We start from the raw sequence: 23,264 nt of genomic DNA, 5'->3' as shown, positions 1-23,264 counted from the left end.
ACCCTTCGGCCTCGCCGACCGATCCCTCAGCCCGGTGCTCGACCCTTCGGCCTCGCCGACCGATCCCTCAGCCCGGTGCTCGACCCTTCGGCCTCGCCGACCGATCCCTCAGCCCGGTGCTCGACCCTTCGGCCTCGGCGACCGATCCCTCAGCCCGGTGCTTGACCCTTCGGCCTCGGCGACCGATCCCTCAGTCGGCGAGGCCGACGAGCGCCGTCCGCTGCAGCAGCCCCCACGTGAACTCGGCGACCACCTCCAGCCGTACCCCGTCCCGGTCGGGCGCGGTTAAGGCCAGTCCCCAGCGTGTGGGGGCCGTGCCCTCCAGCGGGCGGGCCGGGGCGAAGGCGCGAGCGGCCTCGTCCACGGTGCAGGACCACGGGGTCAGGTCTTCGAGGGCGCGCAGGTCGGGCACGGGGGCGCCCGGTGCGCGCACCAGCCACTCGTTCCAGACCGCGCCGTCGGGGGAGACCAGGATCTCGAAGCGCAGGCCGGGCCAGAGGGGCAGGGCCCACTGCCGGGCCTCGCAGTCGATGTCGCCGAGGCGGCGCTTCACGACCGCCTCCGGTTCGCCGAGGACCGAGCGGTAGCGGGCGGCGGCGGACCGCGACCGGGGCGACCGGACCATCGCCTGCCAGCGCTTGTTGGCCTCCCGCATGTCCGCGAGCGAGGCGCCCAGTTCACGCCGGGCGTCCTCGACCAGGTCCGGGTTGTGGTCGGCCATGCGGCGCAGCAGCACCAGCTGGAAGTCGAGATGCATGGCACCCATGGTGCCCGGCCCGGTCCCGGCCATTGCCCGCGCAACCCTCCATGGCTAGCCTGTGTTCGTCATGCCGATCGCCTGTTGAAATCTCGAACAGGCTGCTCAGACCAAGGGAGGGGGCCGGACGTGGGACGCCTCGTGCCTGCCGTGACCCGGGCTCTCGACATTCTGGAACTGTTCCTCGACGGGGACGGGACGCTCTCCGCCCCCGACATCGTGCGCAGACTGCAGCTGCCGCGCACCACCGTGCACGAGCTGGTCACCACGCTCGCCGCTCGCGCGTACATCGTGCAGGTGCCGGGACAGCCCGGACGGTACCGGCTCGGCGTACGCCCGTACCAGCTCGGCAGCCGCTACGCCGAGCAGCTCGACCTCGCCGCCGAGGGACAGCAGGTGGCCCGCTCGGTGGCCGAGACCTGCGACGAGACGGTCCACGTGGCCATCCTCGAAGGTACCGACGTCATCTACATCGCCAAGGTCGACTCCACGCACGCGGTGCGCATGGTCTCGGCCGCGGGGCGCCGACTGCCCGCCCACTGCACCTCGGTCGGCAAGATGCTGCTGGCCTCGCTGCCGGAGCAGGAGCTGGCGGCGCGGATTCCGGACGGCACCGAGCTGACCTCGATGACGCCCAACAGCATCACCGATCCCGCCGCCCTGCGCGAGGCCCTGGCCGGGATCCGGCAGCGGGGCATCGCGCTGGAGAGCCGCGAGTCCAACCCGGACGTGTCCTGTGTGGCGGCCCCGGTGCGCGACCGCGCGGGCCAGGTGGTCGCCGCCCTCTCCATCTCGGTCCCCATGATCCGCTGGAGCGAGGAGCGCCGGGCGGAGCTGGAGCAGCTGGCCGTCAAGGGGGCCGGCGAGCTGTCGGAGCGGCTCGGGCACCGGGGCGGCGCATGACCGGGTACGAGGTCGCCGTCCGGGCCCGGGCGACGCTCGGCGAGGGCCCCACGTGGGACCCGGCCACGGGCCGCCTGATCTGGCTGGACATCCTGGGCATGCGCATCCACACGTACGAGCCCGCCTCGGGCCGCCGGACCGTGCGTACGACGGAGCAGCACGTCGGCGCGGCGAAGCCGCGCTCGGGCGGCGGCCTGGTGCTGAACCTGCGCGACGGCGTCGGCCTGCTGGACCCCGACGGCACGTTCCGCTGGCTGCACCACGAGCCGGTGCCCGGCCGCCGCGCCAACGACGCGGCGGTGGCCCCCGACGGGTCCCTGTGGGCGGGCACGATGCGCTACGACGAGGCGCCGGGCGGCGGCACGCTGTCCCGCCTGACCGGCGACGGAGAGGTGCGCGTCGTCCTCCCCGGCGTCACGGTCAGCAACGGCACCGGGTGGAGCCCCGACGGCCGCCTCCTGTACTACGCCGACACCCCGACCCGGCGTGTGGACGTCTTCGACCACGACGGCGAGGGCCTGCGCAACCGCCGCACCCTGACGGAGATCGAGCAGGGCGCCGGCTTCCCCGACGGCCTGACGGTCGATGCGGAGGGGTGCGTCTGGGTCGCCCTGTGGGACGGGGGAGCGGTGCGCCGCTACACGCCGTCCGGCGAGCTGGACCGCGTCATCACCCTGCCGACGCCGCGCACGACGGCTTGCGCGTTCGGCGGCCCGGACCTGACCGACCTGTACATCACGACGGCCCGCGTGGGCCTGCCGGCCCCACACCCCCTGTCGGGCTCGCTCCTGGTCGTGCCGGGGGCGGGAAAGGGCCTGCCACAACCGCCGTTCGAGGGCTGAACGACGCCGGCGACCGACGCAACGGGAGGACCCCTCACCCACCCCGGCCACACGACCACCCACAGCCAAGCCCCCTGAAGGAGCGCGGGGAACCGCGCGATCACCCCTCACGCACCCGCACCCGCCTACGCACAGCAGCCAAGCGCCGGCTTTGTAGGGGCGCGGGGAACTGCGCGATCGGCCCCCACGCACCGTCACCCGCCCACGCACGCCAGCCAAGCGCCGGCCTTGTAGGGGCGCGGGGAACTGCGCGATCGGCCCCCATGCACCCGCCCCCGCCCACGCACAGCAGCCAAGCGCCGGCCTTGTAGGGGCGCGGGGAACGGCGCGATCGGCCCCCACACACCCGCACCCGGCACCGCACCGCACCCACCCACGGCGCCGATCACCCCGCACCCGCCCCTACAAAACCCCCGCAGCCTTTCGTTCCTCCGGTGTCAGCGGCGGAGCCACGAGCCGCGGTTTCAGCGGCCCCACCGCGGCAGCGACCAGCATCCCCGGAGCCAGCAGCGTCTCCGGCCCCCGCTCCAGGGACGTCACGTCGGTGACCCTGCGGGCGACACGGCCGTTGCCCGTCGCGGCGTGCAGCAGGCGGTTGACGTAGGCGGACAGGACCCGGTCGCGCAGGGTGGGGCCGGACTCCGTGGCGCCCGGGTAGAACACGTCCGCCCCGATCGCCAGGTCCCAGGCCGTACGGACCGTACGCCCCACTTCCTTCTGGACGTGCCGGGCCAGACCGGCGGCTCCCAGTCCACCCCGGCGCCGCAGCACGTTCCGCAGCGTCAGCGCCGACTGGGCCGAGACCGACATCCCGTGCCCGTACACCGGGTTCAGCGCGCACACCGCGTCCCCGAGGGCCACGAAGTTCTCCGGCCACACCGGCATCCGCTCGTAGAAGTAGCGCCGGTTCGCGGTGGTCCGGGTGACCGTGACCTCGCTGAGCGCCTCCGCACCGGCGAGCAGTTCGGCGATGATCGGGTGCCGCAGCTCCTGCCCGGCGTAGCGCAGGAAGTCGTCGGTGTCCGCGGTGGGTTCGCCGCCCCGGGAGCCGTGGAGCGTCACCAGCCACTGCCCGTTCTCCACCGGCAGGAGCACACCGCCGCGGCCCGCCTCTCCCGCCTGCGGATCCGGCTGGAGGTTCACCACCGGGAAGCCGTCCCGCGCCTGCTCGGGCGCCCGGTACAGCCGGCTGGCGTAGGTGATGCCGGAGTTGACCTCCCGCCGCTCGGGCGCGGGCAGCCCCAGCCCGGCCAGCCAGCGGGGCGCGCACGAGCCCCGCCCGGTCGCGTCGACGACCAGCTCGGCCGCGACCGTGTGCTCGTCGCCGTCGTGCGGGTGGATCCGGACGCCGGTGACCGCCGCGTCCGTGCCGGCGAGCCCGACCGCCTCGGCCCGTTCGACGACCTCGATCCGTTCGTCGGCGAGCACCTGCGCGCGCACGGTCGCGTCCAGCAGGTCGCGGCTGCACAGGATCATGTGGTGGGACTCGGCCCACCGCCGGTACCAGCCGTGCGGGGACAGGCACACGATGTCCGTGGTGACCGGAAGCCGGTGGGCCCCCGCCGCCCGCAGCAGCGCCGTCATGCCCGGCAGCAGTTCTTCCAGGGCCCGCGCCCCGCCCGACCACAGCTGGTGGACGTGCCGGGCCTGCGGCAGGCCGCGGCGCGGCCGGGGGCCTTCGGGCAGCGTGTCCCGCTCGATGACGACGACCCGGTCGGCGAAGGAGGCCAGGGCCCGGGCGGCGAGCATGCCGGCGAGGGAGCCGCCGAGGACGACGGCGGTGGTGGGGCGGTCACTCATGGACGGGCACGCTCTCTGCTGGGGCGGCCGCACGGGCACGTACCGCCTCGATCTCGTCAAGGTGGCGCAGGGCCCGGGACACCGCACCGATCTCCTGCAGCAGGCTCGTGGTGTCGGGCCCCTCGGCGGGTTCGGGCGGCTCGGGGTGGCGGTGCCTGGCCTCGATCGCGTCCAGGATGCTCACCGCGGCCGCCAGGGCCCGGGCGCGCTCCGGCGGGTGGCCGAGGCCGAGCGCGGCCTCGTACGAGCGCCGGCCCAGGCCGGTGTCCATGTGCCGGGCCAGCGGCAGCAGCACGTCCCGGATGAAGGTCTCGCGCCGGGTCAGCCGCAGCTCGGGGGTGGCCCGCAGCACGAGCGGCACGCCTTCGCCGCTCGCGGCCCGCATCAGCTGGTACAGCGGCCCCAGTTCGCGGTGGGCGCGCCGCACCCGCCAGCGGTCGTGCAGGTACTGTCCGGCGTGCGGCAGGATGAAGCCGACCGCGATCAGGATGGCGGACAGGGCGGCCTCGGGCGGGGCGAGGTCGGTGCTGAGCCAGTCCAGGTTCCGCCCGAACCAGCGCGCGGTGACGGCGGTCAGCTTGGACGCGTCGAAGATCAGGTTCATCACGTAGCCGGCGCCGAGCAGCTTCAGCCCCCAGCGCAGCCAGGCGTCCAGTCCCTCGGTGCGCACCCAGTTCCAGATCAGTCTGGAGGTGATCAGGACGGCCACGGCGTGCGCGACGAGGTAGAGGAGGATCTCCTCCCTCATGAACGGGGTGGTGGCGTAGTACGTGTCCAGGTCCCGCAGCCGCTCCACGGGGGCGTCGGCGAGCAGGAACAGCCCCCACAGGGCGACGATCACCCCGGAGTAGACCGAGACGACCCAGCGCAGTGCCCGCCGGGTGACGGCCGAGCGGTCGGGCAGGCCGTTGCGCCAGGTGATGATCAGCAGCAGACAGGACCCGCAGAACGCGGTGATCAGCGAGTAGCACCAGGGTGCGGAGATGTTGGGTACGCCGGCCAGCCGGTTGACGGTGGCGATCGTGGAGGGCGTGCAGAAGACGAACACCCCGCAGGCGAGCAGCAGCAGCCCGCCGACCGCGCGCAGCAGCGGGTCCCGCCACAGCCGGATGATGGTGGGCAGCTTGATCACCAGGGCGGCGGTGAGCACGGCGGTCGGGATCCAGAAGGAGATGTAGAACTCGCTGAGGATGCCGGCGGGGTTCAGCGCCAGGGTCACCGCGTGGCTCCGCCGCGTCCGCGATAGCCGAGGGAGCGCTGGACCGGGTCGAGGGGTGCACCGGGGCCGGGACTGGTCAGCCGGGGCCGCAACAGAGTGGCCAGGCGGTGACCGAAGTCGTCGGCGTCGGCCTCGTCGGCTTCCCGTGAGCCGTTGCGGGCGGCCGCCGTCAGTGCCATGTCGCGCAGGGCGGGCTCGTCCGCGAGCGCGCGGGCCGCGGCGGCCCCGGCCAGGTCGTGGTGCCGGTGACCTGCGTGCAGATGCCACAACTCGTGCCCGAGGATGACCAGTTGCTGCATGGCTGCGGCCCGTTCCTCCACGATGACCAGGTCGAAGTCCTGGAACTCCACGCACAGACCGGTGACTTCGATCTCGTCCGGGAAGCGCTCGAAGCGCAGCTCCACCGGCCGCCCGGCCCGCCGCGCGCTCATCTCCTCGCACAGCGCCCGGCACAGGTCCCGTACGCCGCCCTGTGTCTGCGGTCGTGCGCAGACGGCGGCGGCGAGGTCGGCGGCGAGTGAGCGCATCGCCGAGCCCGGACGGGAGCGACGCAGCCGTGCGGCCAGCCGTGCCGCTCGCTGTCGCGCGCCCGCGATGGTCATCGGTCCCCCTCCTCACCGCCGGTGTGCGGCTCGTCAGAGCGTACGCGCCCGCGTGTGGTCACGTCATGCGATCCGGCGACCGTTGTTCAACGAGGAATGACCGCATGTGTGTACAGGTGAACGGAGGTCCGCGTACGGCTCGTTGACGCACGCGCCGTCGAATCCACGGGTTCCCTCAGAGCGTGGTTTCCGTCCGACATGTCGAGTGAGGGGGAGCGCCGGGGCCGCTCCCACGCCCTTGAGGGGCGCGGGGAACTGCGCGCCCGCCCGAGGACACCCGCACCCGCCGACGCCCCACCGGCCACCCGCCCCGGAAGGCGCACACCCATCCCGGAAGGCGCACACCGGCCCCGCCGGCCCGCAGCCGTGAAGCTGCGTCTCCGGCGGGGCGGACCCTCAGCGGCCCGGGGAAGGCACCTCGGCCACCGGCGTTCCCCCGGCCGCCCGGCCCAGCAGCGTCAGCTCGGCCTTCCCCGGCCCGGACAGCGTGGTGTACTCCGACAGGACCGCCAGGGCGAGCGTGTTGGTGCCCCGGGTGCGCAGGATGCCGTTCGGCAGGACGAAGGTGTGCTGCGGGCCGACGTTGTTGATGTACTGGCCCATGTTCCAGCCGTTGAGGAAGATCTGCGCCCGGTAGGCCCGGTACGGGTCGTCCTGGAGGGTCAGGCCGACCGAGGCGTCGATGTCGGACGGCACGGACAGCCGGAACGTCGTCCGGTACCAGGTCACGCCCTGGCGCCGCTCCGCCCGCGGGAAGGTCACCGCCTCCCAGTCCCGGTCGCGGAAGCCGGGCAGGTGCCAGCCCTCCCGCTCGCCGTACAGTCCGCCGTTGTTCAGCGGCCCGCGCACCGGATCCGGCGCCGCCTCGCCCTGGATGCGCCAGGTCACCTCGGGCGAAGCCCCCTTGAAGAGGGCGGCGCTCAGCCCGCGGGCCGCCTTGTGGGTGTCGAGCGCCTTGCCGTCCATGTCGCGCTGCATGCGCCGGACGAGGACCGACAGCACGTGCCGGCCGGGCGTGCGCAGCCGTTCCCGCACCGGGAAGACGGCGGTGGCGTCCCAGCTGCCCTTCCTCGCCGTGCTGTCCTTGTCCGGCACCGGCATCCGGTGGGTGCCCAGCGGCTCCCCGTCCAGCCATGCCATCAGCAGGCCCTGCGTGCCGGTGCTGTAGGCGAGCGAGACCTCCTCGATGCCCGAGGAGTCGGTGAAGGTCCCCCGGTACCAGACGTCCCCGTAATGGAAGCCGTAGTCGTCGGCGAACAGCACCGGCCGGCCCTTGGGGACCGGAGTGACGCTGTACGACGACGTCTTGTCGGCCCTCCGCCAGGAGGAGTCGTCGAAGTTCGGCCCGGCCTCCGGGTTCTCCGTGCGCATCCGCCAGCCGCCCAGCCGGGGCAGCTGCACCTCGGGCACGGCGGGCAGCATCCCGGTGGTCATCAGGCTGCCGGACATCGTCACCCGGGTCTCCACCTTGCGGCCGTTCCACACCAGGCTCCCGATCCCGCGCGGGCCCCACACCTCGATGCTGGTCGTCCCGATGACGTCACCCGTCAGATGCACCTCGGAGCCGCGCAGCTCGGCGTGGCGCAGCAGGGCCGGGCCGTACACCAGCAGGGTGCCGGACGGGGTGTCGTACGGGAAGATCCGCACGGCGGTGTCGTCGTCGGCGAAGAGCAGCAGCAGCGGGGTGTCGCTCTCGCCCTTGTCGACCAGCACACGGGTGAGACCGCCCGCCCCGAGGGGCGTGTTGACGTGCAGTTCGTTGCTGTCGTACGCCCAGGCGGCCTCCGGGTCGAGCCGGGTGACGACGGGGTCCTCGGGGCACTTGAGGACCAGCTCCGCCATGTCGCCGCGGCGCCCCGTGAACGCCGCGATCTCCTGCCGCCCGGCCGTCACGCACAGCATGGGCTGGGCCGTGGAGTACTTCATCGTCCGCTTGCCGAGCGGGAGTCCGGTGGCCAGCATGCGGGCGTCGTGCGCGGGCACGGTGATCGGCAGCTTTCCGGCGTCCGTGGGCAGGTCGGTGGTGACCTGCTCGCTCCCGTCGTTGCGGGCCACGTACACATGGGCGCCGGTGTCCGGGTTGGTCAGGTGGTAGACCTTCAGCCCCTCGGCCTTCACCTGCGCCGCCCGGTCTAGGCGGGCGAAGTCGGGCACGCGCTGGAGCAGATGCCCGAGCGTGTGCATCGCGGCGATCTTCTCGGTGACGTTGCGGCCCTCGTCGATGGCGGCGCCGTAGTCGTACGACGTGTAGACGACGGGCGCGGGCAGCCAGCCCCACGACGTGCCGCCGAAGGTCATGTACACGTTGTGCAGGGTGAGGCCGTTGGCGAGGTTGGTCAGGTAGAAGCGCCGCTCGTAGGCCGAGTCCCGGGTGCGCCGCGACTCGGCGTACCCCTTGCCGTCGAACCAGGCCCCGCCCCACGGGTCGAACCAGCCGCCGCCGAACTCGGGCACGAAGCCCGGTGTGCGCGGTGAGGCGGTGGCCCCGCCGGTGAGCCCGCCGGGCCCGAAGTGCCCCCAGTCCGGCGGCGTCTGCGCCGGCGACGGATACCCGTCGAAGCCGTACAGCCAGCCGCCCTTCTCCCCGCCGGTGTCGAAGGAGCCCGGCGTCCAGTAGCCGTTGCGGCCCTTGTCGTTGTGGAAGAGGGGGACGTCGATCCCGTCCGCCCGGACCTTCTTGTACAGATGGGACATGTAGTCCCGGCCGGCCGCCTCGTGGACGTGGGCGTCGTACTCGTTCTCGATCTGGTAGAGCAGGATCGTGCCCTTGCCCCGGGTGAACAGATGCCGGTGGGCGATCCGGTTCACCTGGGTCAGCCACTCGTCCACGTGCGACAGATAGGTGGGGTCGGCGGTGCGCGCCGTCCCCTTCGTCGCGGTCAGCCAGCCCGGGAAGCCGCCGCCGTCGATCTCGGCGTTGATGTACGGGCCGGGCCTGAGGATCACGTACAGCCCGGTCTCGGTGGCCATGCGCAGGAACAGGTCTAGATCCCGGATGCCGGAGAAGTCGTACTGCCCCGGCGCGGGGGAGTGGTAGTTCCACGACACGTAGATGCTCACGGCGTTGTACCCGTGAGCCCGCATCTTCTGCAGCACGTCCCGCCACAGGGAGGGGCTGGGCAGCCGGAAGGGATGCATCTCGCCGGACCACACGACCAGCCGCCGGCCGTCGACCAGCAGCGAGTACTGGTCGTACCCGATGGTGTGACGCTCTCCGTCGGCGCGCGGCGGGGCGGGCGCCGGGCCGGTCGGCACACTGTGCGCGGCGTAGGCCGAGGAGGCCCCTGGGCCGCCGCTGCCGCCCAGGGCGAAGCCGAGCGCGGCCGAGCCGGCCAGGGCACTGAAGGTACGTCTGCTGAGCGCCAAGGTGGATCCTCCCGGGCGATCTTACGGGGGCGCGGTCCGGCCATTGTCCATGGAGGTGCGCCCCACAATGGACGCATGAGGATCTCGGCACGGGCGGATTACGCGGTACGGGCGGTACTGGAGCTGGCCGTACGGCAGGGCGACGGCCCGGTGAAGGCGGAGGAGATCGCCGCCGTGCAGGACATTCCCCACAAGTTCCTGGAAGGCATCCTGGGCGACCTGCGACGTGCCGGAATCGTCGACAGCCGGCGTGGCGGGGGCGGTGGCTACCGGCTGGCCCGGCCCGCCGCCGCGATCACTGTGGCGGATGTCATCCGGGGGGTGGACGGCCCGATCGTGTCGGTACGGGGAGAGCGCCCCACGGGCTTGTCGTACACGGGAACCGCCGAGCCGCTGCTGCCCCTGTGGATCGCCCTGCGCGCCAATGTGCGCCGCATCCTGGAGGGCGTCACCATCGCCGACCTGGCGACGGACACCCTGCCGGAGCCGGTACGGGCCCTGGCGGCGGAACCGGCGGCGTGGGAGAACCCCTAGCGGCCGGACAGGTGTGAACGGCCCGAAGTGAATGGCCGGAGTTCACCCTCGCACGTCGGCGCGGGGCTTCCTACGATTCCCTCGCCTCCCCCTCCTTCACAGTTTCCGCACAGATTCTTCAAGGTTGAACGGATGGGCCGGAGGCTGAAACCCCCCACTCGACAACCGGGAGAGACCATGGCTGGTGGACTCTTGCTGAGCGGTGCCTTAGCCGCTCTGCTCACCACCGCGATACCCGCTTCGACCTCCTCGTCCCCCGTCTTCGACGACCCGCCCCCGGACAAGATCGTCATCGACGTCGCCACGGTGAACGGCTCGGGCTGTCCCGCGGGAACGGCCGCAGTCGCCGTGTCCCCGGACAACACCGCCTTCACGGTGACCTACAGCAACTACCTGGCCCAGGCCGGCGGCAACTCCGACCCCACGGCCTTCCGCAAGAACTGCCAGCTCAACCTGGTCGTACACGTCCCGCAGGGCTTCACCTACGCGGTCGCCAGCGCGGACTACCGGGGCTTCCTCTCGCTCCAGCCGGGTGCGTCCGCCACCCAGAAGGCCTCGTACTACTTCCAGGGCTCCTCGAGTACGGCGGCCAGGACCCACCCCTTCAGCGGCGCCTACAACGACGACTGGCAGGCCACCGACAGCACCGACTGGGCCCAACTGGTCTGGTCCCCCTGCGGGGTGCTCCGCAACTTCAACATCAACACCGAGCTGCGGGTGAACGCGGGCAGTTCCCCGGGCAAGGTCAGCTTCATGACGATGGACTCGACCGACGGGGACATCAGCACGGTGTACCACCTGGCATGGAAGCAGTGCCCGCGCGCGTGAGCTAGCCGATCACTGCCGAGGCGCGTCGAACTCCCGGGAGACCACTTCGACGCGCCCGGTTGCGGCATCGGACCGTACGGTGTCCAGGCCCATGCGCTCCAGTTCGGCGATCGTCGCCGCGTGGGTGGTGGTGTTCAGCGCGAGCAGCCCCACCTGGGGAGCGCCGTCGGGCAGTACGACATCCTCGGCGAGCAGCGTCTCCATCAGCCGGTGCGCGGAGGCCGACGGCAGCGGCTCGTCCACGGCCACGTGCAGCATCAGGTGTTCGAAGCCGGTGTCCATGCGGCGGGCCTGCGACACCCAGACCGTACGGACGGCCGGGAACCGGCGCACCCGTCCCACCAGGGCATCGCGCAGCGCCACCGCGACGGGATGCGTCGACCAGGTGAGCCTCAGCTGCTGCCCTCCCACCTGCTGGCCCCGCTCGCGCAACGTCTGGGACAGCAGCGGCAGCGGCACCCGCGCCCAGTTCGTGGCCGAATGGAGCGCGAGGAGGCCGACCCCGGTCTGCTGCGAGATGTCCAGCAGCCGCAGGGCGTCGCAGTGGACCGCGCCGACGGCCTCCGGCAACTGCTCGGCACAGCACTCCTCGCTGACGTAGCCGGGAAGGACGGGAGCGCCGTCCTCACTGTTCTGCAGGAACAGCACCGAGCCGTTCCCCTGCACGGGGACGTACACCCCGTGGTCCGCGAGAGCGGCGAGCAGTTGCTCCGACTCGGCGGCGGCGGCACCGCGATCGAGGATGTCGGCCAGGGCCCCGTTGATGGTCATGCCGGGGAGCATAGTGGCGGGGCATCGAATCCCAACGGCCGGTTCGCGGCGTACGCGAGGAAGCCGGCCCGGGCGGTGGGGGAGGGAGCGGGGCCGTGTGCGTCGAGGGCGGCCTGGCGCCGACAGGCCGTGGATGTGGAGTACTTACGTTCTCACAGTCGACTACGGTGAGTGTTTGCCACCTTCACGGGTACCGGCGTCCCACGGGTTGACCTCCGATCGATCTGAGCAGTGCATCTCGTCGGTCGGGGCGCACGGGAGCGCAGACTGCGGGCCGGACTCCCTTCATGCGCCGCCCGTTTCCCTTACTCAACGTGACGGCGCCTCTGATAGTCCTGTGCACGCAGTGTGACGACGACGGGTCGTCGCGACCTCTTGTGCCACGGGAGACGAGGGAGAGTCATGCCACTCGACACGGCGACAGCACCGGCGGCGGGACCGGACGCGGGGGCGGCCCAGCAGCGGGGGCAGCAGAGCCTCAGCACCGCGGCGGCGCGCAATCTCGCCACCATCACCAAGTCCGAACCCCAGATGCAGGGCATCAGCTCCCGCTGGGCGAGCCGCATGCTGCCCTGGGTGAACGTGCCCGGCGCCACCTACCGGGTCAACCGCCGTCTGTCGTACACGGTCGGCGACGGCCGGGTGTCCTTCGTGAAGACCGGCTCGAAGGTCCAGGTCGTCCCCACCGAGCTGGGCGAACTGCCGCTGCTGCGCGGCTTCTCGGACAGCGACGTGCTCGGAGCGCTGGCCGACCGGTTCGTGCAGAAGGAGTTCGCGCCGGGCCAGATCATCGTGCACGAGGGCCGCAAGGCCGACCACGTGTACCTGATCGCGCACGGCAAGGTCGAGAAGATCGGCGAGGGGCCCTACGGCGACGAGACCGTGATCGGACTGCTGGCCGACGGGGACACCTTCGGCGGCCGGCTGCTGGCCGGACAGGCCAAGAAGTGGGACTTCACGGCCCGCGCGGCGACCGCCGCCACGGTGCTCGCGCTGCCGCTGACGGCGTACAGGACGGTCGCCGACCGCCACGAGGCGCTGCGCACGCACGTGCAGCAGATCAGTTCCAACGGGCACCGCAAGCTGAACCGTTCGGGCGAGGCGGCGATCGCCCTCAGCTCGGGGCACGTCGGCGAGGAGACCCTGCCGCAGACCTTCGCCGACTATGAACTCGCCCCGCGCGAGTACGAGTTGAGCGTGGCGCAGACTGTCCTGCGGGTGCACAGCAGGGTCGCCGACCTCTACAACGAGCCGATGAACCAGACGCAGCAGCAGCTGCGCCTGACCATCGAGGCCCTGCGTGAGCGGCAGGAGCACGAACTGGTCAACAACCCGGAGTTCGGCCTGCTCCACAACGCCGACTTCGACCAGCGGATCTCCACCTACTCGGGCCCGCCGACCCCGGACGACATGGACGAACTGCTGAGCATGCGCCGCAAGACCCGCTGTTTCCTCGCCCACCCCAAGGCGATCGCCGCGTTCGGCCGCCAGTGCAACAAGCGCGGCATCTACTTCGGCGGCGTCGAACTGCACGGCAACCACCTGCCCGCCTGGCGCGGAGTGCCGCTGCTGCCGTGCGGCAAGATCCCCATCAGCGAGCAGGGCACGTCGTCGATCATCGCCCTGCGCACCGGCGAGGACGACCAGGGCGTCGTCGGCCTGTACCAGACCGGGATCCCGGACGAGGTGGAGCCGGGCCTGAACGTGCGGTTCATGGGCATCGACGAGAAGGCGATCATCTCCTACCTGGTCAGCACCTACTACTCGGCGGCCGTGCTGGTGCCCGACGCCCTCGGTGTCCTGGAGAACGTCGAGATCGCCCGCACGAACGGGAGCTGACGACGGTGTCGTTGATCTCCCGGGTCACGGCGCCCGCCGCGGCCCATGACGTGGCGGGACTCGTGCGGGCCCTGCTGTCGGGCCCGCCGGCGCCGGTACGGGGGCCGTCCGGCGTACCGGCGCCGCGCGGGCCGAGACTGCCCGCTGGCCCGACCGGGCCGGGCACTTCCGCAGCCCGCAGCGTCGCCCGTACCGCCGCCCGCGCCGCCATGCCGCCCCTCCCGCGGCGCCTGCCCCTCCCGCTGCCGCCTGCGGTGACCGGCCGGCCTCCCGGGGCGTCCGGGCCTCGCGCGGCCGTACTGCCTCCCGGCCCCACCGGGCTGGGCACCTCGGCGGCGGCTCTCGGCGCCGCGGCAGCGCTCCGCCGGGCGGCGGGGCCGGCGTCCGATCCCGCCCCCGGCCTCCACTGCCCGCCCGCCGTGCGGGACGACCCCGCGCTGGGCGAGACGGTCACCGCGGGCCTGGTCGAGTGGGCCGAGCAGATCGGGATCTACCCGGGGCAGCTCGACAGGATCCGCTCGGCCGACTTCGGCCGGCTGATCATGCTGGCGCATCCGGAGTCCGACGACCCCGAACGGCTGCTCGCGGCGGCCAAGTGTGCGCTCTCGGAGTGGGCCGTGGACGACCACTGGGTGGACGGCGACGCGGCAGAGGCCCGGCACGACCTGCTCGGCAGGCGGCTCGCGATCGCCCACTCGGTGGTCGACCAGGCACATCTGCCCCTCGCCCACGCCGCCCGGCTGGAAGCGGTCGTAGGGGCGGATCCGGTCATGCGGGCCCTGCGCGACTGCCTGCGCAACCTCGCCGGGTACGCGACCACCTCACAGGTGCGCCGACTCCGCCACGAGCTGGCCATCATGTTCGTCGCCTACGGCCAGGAGGGCTACTGGCACACCTCCGGGCACACCCCACCCGTGTGGGAGTTCCTGATGCACCGGCACGAGAACAGCTTCGTGCCGTGCATGGTGCTCGTCGACGCGGTCGCCGGTTACGAGATCCCCTACGGCGAGTTCGCCGACCCGCGCGTGCGGCGGGCGTTCACCATGGCGGGCACGGCCGGCGTGATCGTCAACGACCTCTACTCCATGGGCAAGGAGGACCCGAAGGACTTCAGCCTGCCCCGGCTGATCGCCGCCGAGGACGACTGCTCGCTCCAGGAGGCCGTCGAGCGCACCGTCGGGATCCACAACGAGCTGATGCACACCTTCGAGGCGGAGGCGGCCGACCTCTGCCTGACCGGCTCGCCGGAGCTGCGCCGCTTCCTGGCCGGCACCTGGGCATGGCTCGGCGGCAACCGCGAGTGGCACGCCGGCAGCGCCCGCTACAGACCCCTGACGGCGAGGGCGTAGAAGCGGGTCGTCTGCCGGGCGTTGTCGTTGTCGTCCGTGACCAGGTACAGCGGTCGCCGGCCCGCGTACGGCTGCCCCTTCGCCAGGGGCCGACGCCTGCTACCCCGCCTGTCCCATCCCGGCCGCGTTCGGCCAGCTCTGGGCGTTGGGCCAGCCGGTCGCGGGCGCCGGGGTCAGGCCGGGAGCCGGGGTTCCCGGCGCCGTCATGCCACGGACCTGGGCAGCGGTGAGACCCCCGCGGGCCGGGACGCCCGGAGGGGTGGGACCGGCCATGGCGGCCGGAGCGGGAACAGGGGCTGGGGCGGGGGCCGGGAAAGGGGCGGGGACGGGGACAGGGGCTGGTGGAAGGGGGGCCGGGACAGGGACGGCGGCCGGCGGAGCCGACATGGGGACGGGTACCGGCATGGGGGCCGGTGCGGGGGCCACCGGAACAGGCGCCTGGACAGGCACCGGTATCGGGGGCGGAGGCATGACCGGTGCGGGCATCGGTGCGGGCGGCGGCGTCGGAGTCGCGGCAGGTGCCACCGGCTGCTGCACGGGGACCGGCTGGGCTGCCGCCGGCATCGGCATCCCGCCGCCGGGCGGGGGTACGGCGGCGGGGAGCGGCATGCCGGTGCCGGCGGCCGGGGCGGGCGCGGCCGCGGTGAGGCGCAGGCCGGACCCGTTGGTCTCGCTCATCAGGCGGTCGACGGCCGCCGTACCCGAGCTGTAGCTGGTCCCGGTACTCAGCTCGGGTACGGCGGCTCCCCTCCTGGACCCGTAGAGCACCTGCTCCAGGCCGGACACCAGGCGACGCACGTCGACCTGGGGGCGCACCACGAGTCTCAGGAAGCGGCTGGACGAACCGATCTTGTTGCCGCACTCGCGGACCAGGATCCGGTGCTCGGTGAGCAGCCGGTCGCGGACCACGGTGCCCTCCGCACCGACGGGAAGGCGCACGAAGAGGAAGTTGCCCTGGGAGGGGTAGACGGTCAGGCCGGGCAGGGCCGAGAGATGGCTGGCCATCTCCAGGCGGTCACGGCGCACCTGCATCAGGCTCTGCGCGTACTCCGCGCCGTGCTCCTTCAGCATGAACACCACGTGCTCGGCGAAGGAGTTGAGGTTCCACTTCGGCAGCATCGAGCGGACCCGGCCGGCCAGCGCCGGGTTGGCCACCAGATAGCCGAAGCGTATGCCGTGCAGGCCGAAGTTCTTGCCGAGGCTGCGCAGGACGACGACGTTGGGCCGCAGCATCGCCTCCTGGACGACGCTCGGCTCGGCCTCCGCGTCGGCGAACTCCAGGAACGACTCGTCCACGATCACCAGGTCCAGGTCCGCCATGGCGTCCATGAACTGCACGACGGACTGCTTGCGCAGATAGCCCCCGTCCGGGTTGTTCGGGTTGCAGATCACCGCCACCCGCGTGCCCCGCGCCCGGATGAAGTCCGCGTACTGGGCGAGGTCCAGCGCGAAGCCGTTCGCCTCCTGGAGCGGGAACATGTCGACCCGCTTGCCGGTCTCCATCGGCTGGTCCGTCCAGCGGCCGAAGGTGGGGACCGGGACGGCCAGGGACTCCCGGACCAGCAGGTGGTCGATCCAGGTGATGAGCTCCGTGGAGCCGTTGCCCATCGCCACGCACTGCGGGGGCAGCTGGAGCAGGCTGCACAGCTCGGCCGTGATGGTGTCGGCGCCGCTCGGGTAGTACGTGACGATCTCGCGCAGCCGGGCCGCCATCTCCTCGAACATGGCGGGGGTCGGGAAGTAGGGGTTGCACGGAATGCAGAAGTCCACCGGGCCCGACCCGTCGCTCTCCCGCGTCAGCGCCGCCATCGAAGGGCTGTGCGCGGCGGTGTTGCGGAACAACGAGGTGACGTTGTCAGGCAAGGGAACCTCCGTCCAGGGTGGCCCGTGCGGGGGAGCACGGGCCGCCCATGGATACGGAGGGGACAGCAGTGGCGTTCAACTCGTGCGGTGTGTGAGCCGGTTCACGCCGAGAACGAGTGGATCGTCGTCGTCCGGTACGTCCGGCCAGGTCGCAGCACGGTCGAGGGGAACGACGGCTCGTTCGGCGAGTCCGGGAAGTGCTGGGTCTCCAGGGCCAGGCCGTCACCCTGCCGGTAGGTGCGCCCGGACGGGCCGACCAGTGTGCCGTCGAGGAAGTTGCCCGAGTAGAACTGCACGCCGGGCTGGTCGGTGAAGATCTTCAGGGTGCGGCCGGACCCGGGGTCGCGCAGCGTCACCACATGCTCCGGCCCCGCGGTCACCCCCTTGTCGAGCACGAAGTTGTGGTCGTAGCCCTTGGCGGTGACCAGCTGCGGGTGACCGGTGCGGATGTCCCGGCCGATCGGCTTGGGCCGGGTGAAGTCGAACGGGGTGCCCGCGACCGGCGCCAGCTCGCCGGTCGGTATCAGGCCCGCGTCGGGGGGGGTGAACCGGCAGGCGGCGAGCCACAGTTCGTGGTCGTGGATGCTGCCGCTGCCTTCGCCCGCGAGGTTGTAGTACGTGTGGTTCGTGAGGTTGACGACCGTCGGCCTGTCGGTGGTGGCCTCGTAGTCGATGCGCCAGTCGCCGTGCCGGGTGAGGGTGAAGGTCACCTTCGTCCGCAGCGTGCCGGGGTATCCCATCTCGCCGTCGGCGCTCGTGCAGTGCAGGCGCAGCCCGGTATCGGGGCCCGAGACGAAGGGCTCGACGTCCCACACCTTGGTGTTGAAGCCCTTGGCGCCCCCGTGCAGGCTGTTGACGCCGTCGTTCACCGACAGCTGGTAGGACGTGCCGTCCAGGCTGAAGCGGCCCCTGGCGATGCGGTTGCCGTACCGGCCGATGGTGGCGCCGAAGTAGGTGGTCCCGGCGGCATAGGAGGCGAGGTCGTCGTAGCCGAGGGAGACGTTGGCGTACCGGCCGTGCCGGTCGGGGATCTCCAGCGACTGGACGATGCCGCCGTAGGACAGCACCCCCAGCCGGGTGCCGCCGTTCTCCAGCGACCAGCGGTACACCTTCGTGCCGTCGGCGAGCGTGCCGAAGAGCTCCTTCACCGGTCTCCTGCCCGGGGCGGCCTCGGCGGCGGAGCCGAGCGTCGTGGCGGCGAGGCCCGCGGCCGCGGCGCCGGCGATGACCGTGCGTCTGTTCAGTTCCATGTACGGCTCCCTGTCTGCTTCTCTGCTTCTGGGTGCTCACGAACCGGACTTGCGCTTGTTCCACACATCGAACCCGACCGCCACCAGCAGGGCGACGCCCTTGATGACCTGCTGCCAGTCGGTGCCGACGCTCAGGAGGTTCATGCCGTTGTTCAGCACGCCGAGGACGAGACCGCCGATGATCGCGCCGAGGACGGTGCCGACACCGCCGCTCATGGACGCGCCGCCGATGAACGACGAGGCGATCGCCTCCAGTTCGAAGTTGACGCCCGCCTTCGGGGAGGCCGCGTTCAGACGGCCGGCGACCACCAGACCCGCCAGGGCCGCGAGCACGCCCATGTTCAGGAAGACGTGGAAGGTGACCTTCCTGTCCTTCACACCGGACAGTCTGGCCGCCGGCAGGTTGCCGCCGATCGCGTAGATGTGGCGGCCGAACACCGCGTTGCGCATCACATAGCCGTAGCCGGCCACCAGCGCGCCGAGGATGATCAGCACGATCGGGGCGCCCTTGTAGCTGGCGAGCAGCAGGGCCGGCACGAGGACCGCGGCGACGAGCGCGGTCAGCTTGAGCAGGAAGAGCCGCACGGGCAGCACGTCCAGGGCGAACTCCTGCTGACGGCGGCGGTCGCGGACCTCCTGCCCCACCACGGCCGCGATCAGCACCAGCCCGAGCAGCAGGGTGAGGTTGTGGTAGTTCGTGTCGGGGCCGGCCTCGGGCAGGAAGCCGTTGCCCATCTTCTGCAGGCCGTCCGGGAACGGGCCGAGGGTCTGCCCCTTGAGCAGGATCTCCGTCAGCCCGCGGAACAGGAGCATGCCGGCGAGGGTGACGATGAAGGAGGGTATGCCGAGATAGGCGATCAGAAAGCCCTGGACCGAGCCCGCCACCGCGCCCACCAGCAGGCACAGCACCACGGCGATCGGCCAGGCCATCCGGTGCTGCACGGTGAGCACGGCCGCGAACGCGCCGACGAACGCGGTGAGCGAGCCGACCGAGAGGTCGATGTGCCCGGCGATGATCACCAGCATCATGCCGATCGCGAGGATCAGGATGTAGCTGTTCTGCAGCACCAGGTTGGAGACGTTGCGCGGCAGCAGCAGGTCCCCGCCGGTCCAGATCGCGAAGAGGACCACGATCAGTCCGAGCGCGATCAGCATGCCGTACTGGCGCATGTTGCGGCGCAGGCCGTCCAGCACCAGCCGGAGCAGTCCGGACCCGGCGGCCGGTCCGCTCCTGCCCGGCGGCGCGGGGGCCGGGCTCTTGGCGGTCACATCCGTGCTCATCGCGTCACCTCTTCGTCCTTCGTGTTCTTCCTGTCCCTCGTCATGTGGCGCATCAGCACTTCCTGGGTGGCCTCGGCCCGCGGCACCTCTCCGGTCAGCCGGCCCGCGGCCATGGTGTAGATGCGGTCGCACATGCCGAGCAGCTCGGGCAGCTCGGAGGAGATGAGGACGACCGCCTTGCCCTGGGCGGCGAGCCGGTCGACGACCGTGTAGATCTCGTACTTGGCGCCCACGTCGATGCCGCGCGTGGGCTCGTCCAGGATCAGGACGTCGGGACCGGCGAAGATCCACTTGCTGAGGACGACCTTCTGCTGGTTGCCGCCCGACAGCTTGCCCACCGGCTCGAAGACGGTCGGCGCCTTGATGTTCATGGACGTGCGGAAGCCCTCGGCGACCTGCCGCTCCTCGTGCTCGTCCACGACGCCCCTGCGGGCCACCTTGTGCAGCGCGGTCAGGGAGATGTTGCGGTTGACGGTGTCGATGAGGTTGAGGCCGTAGTGCTTGCGGTCCTCGGTCACGTAGGCGATGCCGTGCCCGACCGCCTCGGCGACGGTCCTCGTCCGGATCTCCCTGCCGTCCTTGAGGACCGTGCCGCCCGTGTACCGGCCGTAGGTGCGGCCGAAGACGCTCATCGCGAGTTCGGTGCGGCCGGCGCCCATCAGGCCCGCGATGCCGACGATCTCCCCGCGGCGCACCCGGAGCGACACGTCGTCCACGACCTTGCGCTGCTGGTCGATCGGGTGGAGCACGGTCCAGCCCCGGATCTCCAGCGCCGGTGCCGCGCCCTCCTCGGGCCGGTGCGCAGTGCGTTCGGGAAAGCGGTGGTCGAGGTCGCGGCCGACCATGGCGGAGATGATCCGCTCCTCGGTCGTCCCGGGCGCCTTCACCTCGAGGGTCCCGACGGACCGGCCGTCCCGGACGATCGTCACCGAGTCGGCGACCTTGCGGATCTCGTTCAGCTTGTGCGAGATGATGATCGAGGTGATGCCCTGGTTCTTCAGCTCCAGGATGAGGTCGAGCAGCTTGCCGCTGTCCTCGTCGTTCAGGGCCGCCGTCGGCTCGTCCAGGATCAGCAGCCTCACCTCCTTCGAGAGCGCCTTGGCGATCTCCACGAGCTGCTGCTTGCCCACGCCGATGTCGGCGACGCGGGTCTGCGGATGCTCGTCCAGGCCGACCCGGCGCAGCAGTTCGGTGGCGTGTCCGAGGGTGTCGTTCCAGTTGATGAGCCCGCGCCGGGCGTGCTCGTTGCCGAGGAAGATGTTCTCCGCGACGGAGAGATACGGCACCAGCGCCAGCTCCTGGTGGATGATGACGATGCCGCGCCGCTCGCTCGCCCGGATGTCCCTGAAGCGGCAGACCTCCCCCTCGAAGAGGATGTCTCCCGCGTAACTGCCGTACGGGTGGACGCCGGAGAGCACCTTCATCAGGGTGGACTTGCCGGCGCCGTTCTCCCCGCAGACGGCGTGGACCTCGCCCTGCCGGACGGTCAGGGTGACGTCCGACAGCGCCGTGACACCGGGAAAGGTCTTGACGATCGAGCGCATCTGCAGGACGGGTCCCGCCATGGTCGTGCCTTCCAGTCCGTGGGAATCAGGGCGGGTCACTTCAGCTGCGACGCGGTGTAGTAGCCGCCGTCGACCAGGACCTGCCGGTAGTTGGCCTTGTCGACGCTCACCGGCTGCAGCAGGTAGGCGGGCACGACCCTGGTGCCGTTGTCGTACGACGTGGTGTTGTTGACCTGCGGCTTCCTGCCCTTGAGGACGTCGTCGACCATCGTCGCGGCGACGTCGGCGAGCTTGCGGGTGTCCTTGTAGACGGTCTGCGTCTGCTGACCGGCGATGATCGACTTCACCGAGGCGAGCTCGGCGTCCTGGCCGGTGATCACCGGCAGCGGCTTGCTGCCCGAGCCGTAGCCGTCCGACTTCAGCGAGGACAGGATGCCGATGGAGATGCCGTCGTACGGGGACAGGACCGCGTCGACCTTCTGCGACCTGTAGGAGGAGGTGAGGATGTCGTCCATGCGCTTCTGCGCGGTGGCGCCGTCCCAGCGCAGGGTGGTGACCTTGTTCAGCTCCCTCTGGCCGGAGCGGACGACGAGCTGCTTCTTGTCCAGGTACGGCTTCAGGACGCTCATCGCGCCGTCGAAGAAGTACCGGGTGTTGTTGTCGTCGTTGGAGCCGGCGAACAGCTCGATGTTGTAGGGGCCCTTCCTGCCGCTGTCCAGGCCCAGCCTGTGCACGATGTACGTGCCCTGGAGCCGGCCGACCTTCTCGTTGTCGAAGGACGCGTAGTAGTCGACGTTCTTGGTTCCGAGGATGAGACGGTCGTAGGCGATGACCGGGATGTTCGCGTCCGCGGCCTCCTGGAGGACGTTGTTCAGGGACTTGTTGTCGATGGCCGCGACGATCAGTCCCTTGACCCCCTGCGTGATCAGGTTCTCGATCTGCGAGACCTGGGTGTCCGGGTCGTCCTCGCCGTACACCAGCCTGGTCCGGTAACCCTTGGCCTTGAGGTCCTTGACGACGTTGTCGCCGTCGTTGATCCAGCGTTCGGAGGACTTGGTCGGCATGGCGATGCCGATGGTGCCGCCCTTGGCGTCGCCCGGCCGCTCCTTGCTGCCGCCCTCGCCGCTCTGCCCACAGGCGGTCAGCGTGAGGGCGAGCGAGGCGGCCGAGGCCATGAGGGTGAGGGCGCTTCTACGAGTAGGCATGGTGTTCGTTCCTCGGGTTTCTCGTCGGTGGGACAGCGGAGCGAGGTCGGTGAAGCGCCCCGTCGGGGGCGCGGGACAGCGGTCGATGTGCGGCTGTGCCGCGTGGGCGCGACCAGCCACGGGCGGCCCGCAGTCCCCATGGGTCATCCAGCGGAACCGTCGGCGGGGAAGCGGTGGAGAGGCCCCGGCAGCCGGGATCCGAGCGGCGCCATGCCGCCGTCCGCGCCGTGCCGGGCGAGCAGGTCCAGGGCGAGCCGGCCGCGCCGCACCCGCTCCCGGGCGCTGTCCAGAGTCACGTCGCGCAGGTGGGTGCCCCACGGGTAGATGCCGGGAGCCCTGGACAGGCCGAACTTCAGATAGAGCGGTGAGCCGCGCCGGATCAGCTCGGCGACCTCGTACATGCGGACATAGCCGCCGAGGTCGTCGGGGGCCTCGATGTACATGTCCATGGGGGCGGCGGACACCCGGCGGATCTCCGTGAGGTGATCGAGCGTCAGATCGCTGGGCACGTTGACGGAGTCGGCGCCCAGCCCTTCGTACACCGCGTACGAGGCGGGGTTGACCGGCCCGATCAGTGCCGAGACCTTCAGGGTGGTGTCGGCCGGGACGATGCCCCGCTGCCGCGCCCGGTGCAGGGTCCACAGCACGCCCTCGTCGGCCACCAGCAGGCACCTGACGCCCAGCTCGGTGGCCCGGACGGCGTCCTCGACACAGCCGGCGACGGCGTCGTGGCCGCGGGCGCGCGGCCCGCCGCCTCGGGAGTCGGAGCGGACCGAGCCGCCGATGTCCCAGGTGCCGCGCGGGCCGGTGAACAGGCACAGCTCGATGTCCCGTTCGCCGGTGGCCTCGACCATCTCGGTGATCTCGGCGTCGGTGAGCATCCACACGCCGCTGCCCTGGCTGATGCGGTGGACGGGTACGTCCAGGCGCGTGGCCTCCTTGAGGACGACGGCCAGCGCTTCGGGTCCCTCGCACGAGGGGATCTCGGTGCGCCAGCGGCCGCCGCCCGGGAAGCTGTGGGCAGAGGCGTCGGCGGGGTCGGGGGCGGGCGCGCCCAGGCCGAGCGCGGCGAGCACCTGCTCGCCGGGCCTGCGGGCTGCCGGGACGGGAGCGTCGGTCACAAGCTGTCCTTCATGTTCGGTATTTCGGACGAGGTTCGAAGATCTGGGCGTGGAGAGGACCCGGGTCCGGCTGCGAGAAAGAGGGGTCTGGCTCCGGCTGTGTCATGAGGGTCCGGCTCGGGCTGCGAAACGAGGGCCTGGCTCGGGCTCGGCTGTGGAACGAGGGTCTGGACGAGGGCTTGGGCCTGGCTCCGGCTGCGGGGAAGGCCCGGCCTCCGGTGCGGCAGGG

At 71.5% G+C, this 23,264-nt stretch carries 18 protein-coding genes; 6 read left to right on the top strand and 12 right to left on the bottom strand.

All coding sequences use genetic code 11. The annotated features are described in order from the left end of the window. Window positions 1-190: 190 nt before the first annotated feature. Window positions 191-790 carry a hypothetical protein gene (locus ACFZCP_RS18635; RefSeq protein WP_391428125.1) on the bottom strand — a complete coding sequence of 200 codons (600 nt, stop codon included), beginning with the start codon at window positions 788-790 and terminating at the stop codon, window positions 191-193. Window positions 791-886: 96 nt separating this feature from the next. Between ACFZCP_RS18635 and ACFZCP_RS18630 the strand changes: the two genes are divergently transcribed. Both ACFZCP_RS18630 and ACFZCP_RS18625 read left to right on the top strand, forming a co-directional pair. Continuing rightward, complete coding sequence (locus tag ACFZCP_RS18630; RefSeq protein WP_362678834.1) at window positions 887-1,660, top strand: IclR family transcriptional regulator; 774 nt, start codon at window positions 887-889, stop codon at window positions 1,658-1,660. Further along, window positions 1,657-2,502 carry an SMP-30/gluconolactonase/LRE family protein gene (locus ACFZCP_RS18625; RefSeq protein ID WP_391428123.1) on the top strand — a complete coding sequence of 282 codons (846 nt, stop codon included), beginning with the start codon at window positions 1,657-1,659 and terminating at the stop codon, window positions 2,500-2,502. Before ACFZCP_RS18630 ends, ACFZCP_RS18625 begins: the two co-directional genes overlap by 4 nt. A gap of 402 nt (window positions 2,503-2,904) precedes the next feature. On the opposite strand, the gene ACFZCP_RS18620 is transcribed toward ACFZCP_RS18625, so the two are convergent. From ACFZCP_RS18620 to ACFZCP_RS18605, 4 genes are all read right to left on the bottom strand, one after another. After that, window positions 2,905-4,302: an FAD-dependent oxidoreductase gene (locus tag ACFZCP_RS18620; protein ID WP_391428121.1), complete on the bottom strand. Its 1,398-nt coding sequence runs from the start codon at window positions 4,300-4,302 to the stop codon at window positions 2,905-2,907. Then, window positions 4,295-5,521 carry an MAB_1171c family putative transporter gene (locus tag ACFZCP_RS18615; protein ID WP_362678840.1) on the bottom strand — a complete coding sequence of 409 codons (1,227 nt, stop codon included), beginning with the start codon at window positions 5,519-5,521 and terminating at the stop codon, window positions 4,295-4,297. Before ACFZCP_RS18615 ends, ACFZCP_RS18620 begins: the two co-directional genes overlap by 8 nt. Further along, entirely contained in the window at window positions 5,518-6,123 is a 606-nt protein-coding gene (locus ACFZCP_RS18610) for a toxin-antitoxin system, toxin component family protein (RefSeq protein WP_362678844.1), read from the bottom strand. The genes ACFZCP_RS18615 and ACFZCP_RS18610 overlap by 4 nt, the downstream gene beginning before the upstream one ends. A 396-nt stretch (window positions 6,124-6,519) precedes the next feature. Continuing rightward, entirely contained in the window at window positions 6,520-9,489 is a 2,970-nt protein-coding gene (locus ACFZCP_RS18605; protein WP_391428119.1) for a beta-galactosidase, read from the bottom strand. A 75-nt stretch (window positions 9,490-9,564) separates the two neighbouring features. Here ACFZCP_RS18605 and ACFZCP_RS18600 point away from each other — a divergent pair, with 75 nt between their 5' ends. After that, window positions 9,565-10,023, top strand: coding sequence for an Rrf2 family transcriptional regulator (locus ACFZCP_RS18600; protein ID WP_391428117.1), 459 nt, complete (start codon window positions 9,565-9,567; stop codon window positions 10,021-10,023). 177 nt (window positions 10,024-10,200) lie between these two features. Continuing rightward, window positions 10,201-10,851, top strand: a complete 651-nt coding sequence (locus tag ACFZCP_RS18595) for a DUF4360 domain-containing protein (protein WP_391428115.1) — start codon at window positions 10,201-10,203, stop codon at window positions 10,849-10,851. A 9-nt stretch (window positions 10,852-10,860) separates the two neighbouring features. Here ACFZCP_RS18595 and ACFZCP_RS18590 read toward each other — a convergent pair whose 3' ends face one another. Next, window positions 10,861-11,622 carry a hypothetical protein gene (locus tag ACFZCP_RS18590; RefSeq protein WP_391428113.1) on the bottom strand — a complete coding sequence of 254 codons (762 nt, stop codon included), beginning with the start codon at window positions 11,620-11,622 and terminating at the stop codon, window positions 10,861-10,863. 402 nt (window positions 11,623-12,024) lie between these two features. On the opposite strand from ACFZCP_RS18590, the gene ACFZCP_RS18585 reads away from it, so the two are divergent. Together ACFZCP_RS18585 and ACFZCP_RS18580 are read left to right on the top strand one after the other, a co-directional pair. Next, window positions 12,025-13,461 (top strand): family 2B encapsulin nanocompartment shell protein, encoded by a 1,437-nt coding sequence (locus ACFZCP_RS18585; protein WP_391428111.1) that lies wholly within the window; start codon window positions 12,025-12,027, stop codon window positions 13,459-13,461. A gap of 5 nt (window positions 13,462-13,466) precedes the next feature. Further along, the gene (locus ACFZCP_RS18580) at window positions 13,467-14,810 is read left to right on the top strand and encodes a family 2 encapsulin nanocompartment cargo protein terpene cyclase (RefSeq protein ID WP_391428109.1); all 1,344 of its coding nucleotides are present in this window, start codon (window positions 13,467-13,469) and stop codon (window positions 14,808-14,810) included. 99 nt (window positions 14,811-14,909) lie between these two features. On the opposite strand, the gene ACFZCP_RS18575 is transcribed toward ACFZCP_RS18580, so the two are convergent. The 6 genes from ACFZCP_RS18575 to ACFZCP_RS18550 form a co-directional block, all read right to left on the bottom strand. Continuing rightward, entirely contained in the window at window positions 14,910-16,673 is a 1,764-nt protein-coding gene (locus tag ACFZCP_RS18575; RefSeq protein WP_391428107.1) for an aminotransferase class I/II-fold pyridoxal phosphate-dependent enzyme, read from the bottom strand. Between the two features lie 101 nt (window positions 16,674-16,774). Further along, window positions 16,775-17,923: a galactose-1-epimerase gene (locus ACFZCP_RS18570; RefSeq protein WP_391428105.1), complete on the bottom strand. Its 1,149-nt coding sequence runs from the start codon at window positions 17,921-17,923 to the stop codon at window positions 16,775-16,777. A gap of 36 nt (window positions 17,924-17,959) precedes the next feature. Beyond that, window positions 17,960-19,204 carry a multiple monosaccharide ABC transporter permease gene (gene mmsB, locus ACFZCP_RS18565; RefSeq protein WP_391428103.1) on the bottom strand — a complete coding sequence of 415 codons (1,245 nt, stop codon included), beginning with the start codon at window positions 19,202-19,204 and terminating at the stop codon, window positions 17,960-17,962. Next, window positions 19,201-20,769 carry a multiple monosaccharide ABC transporter ATP-binding protein gene (gene mmsA / locus ACFZCP_RS18560; RefSeq protein ID WP_391428102.1) on the bottom strand — a complete coding sequence of 523 codons (1,569 nt, stop codon included), beginning with the start codon at window positions 20,767-20,769 and terminating at the stop codon, window positions 19,201-19,203. Before mmsA ends, mmsB begins: the two co-directional genes overlap by 4 nt. Before the next feature lie 35 nt (window positions 20,770-20,804). Then, complete coding sequence (gene chvE, locus ACFZCP_RS18555; RefSeq protein WP_391428100.1) at window positions 20,805-21,914, bottom strand: multiple monosaccharide ABC transporter substrate-binding protein; 1,110 nt, start codon at window positions 21,912-21,914, stop codon at window positions 20,805-20,807. A 143-nt stretch (window positions 21,915-22,057) separates the two neighbouring features. After that, window positions 22,058-23,035: a hypothetical protein gene (locus ACFZCP_RS18550; RefSeq protein ID WP_391428098.1), complete on the bottom strand. Its 978-nt coding sequence runs from the start codon at window positions 23,033-23,035 to the stop codon at window positions 22,058-22,060. Window positions 23,036-23,264 lie beyond the last annotated feature (229 nt).

The sequence above is a fragment of the Streptomyces sp. NPDC007971 genome, assembly GCF_042958635.1.
In the GTDB taxonomy this organism is placed as follows: domain Bacteria; phylum Actinomycetota; class Actinomycetes; order Streptomycetales; family Streptomycetaceae; genus Streptomyces.
The sequence above is the reverse complement of the archived record's forward strand: the minus strand, read 5'-3'. Positions and strand labels throughout refer to the sequence as shown.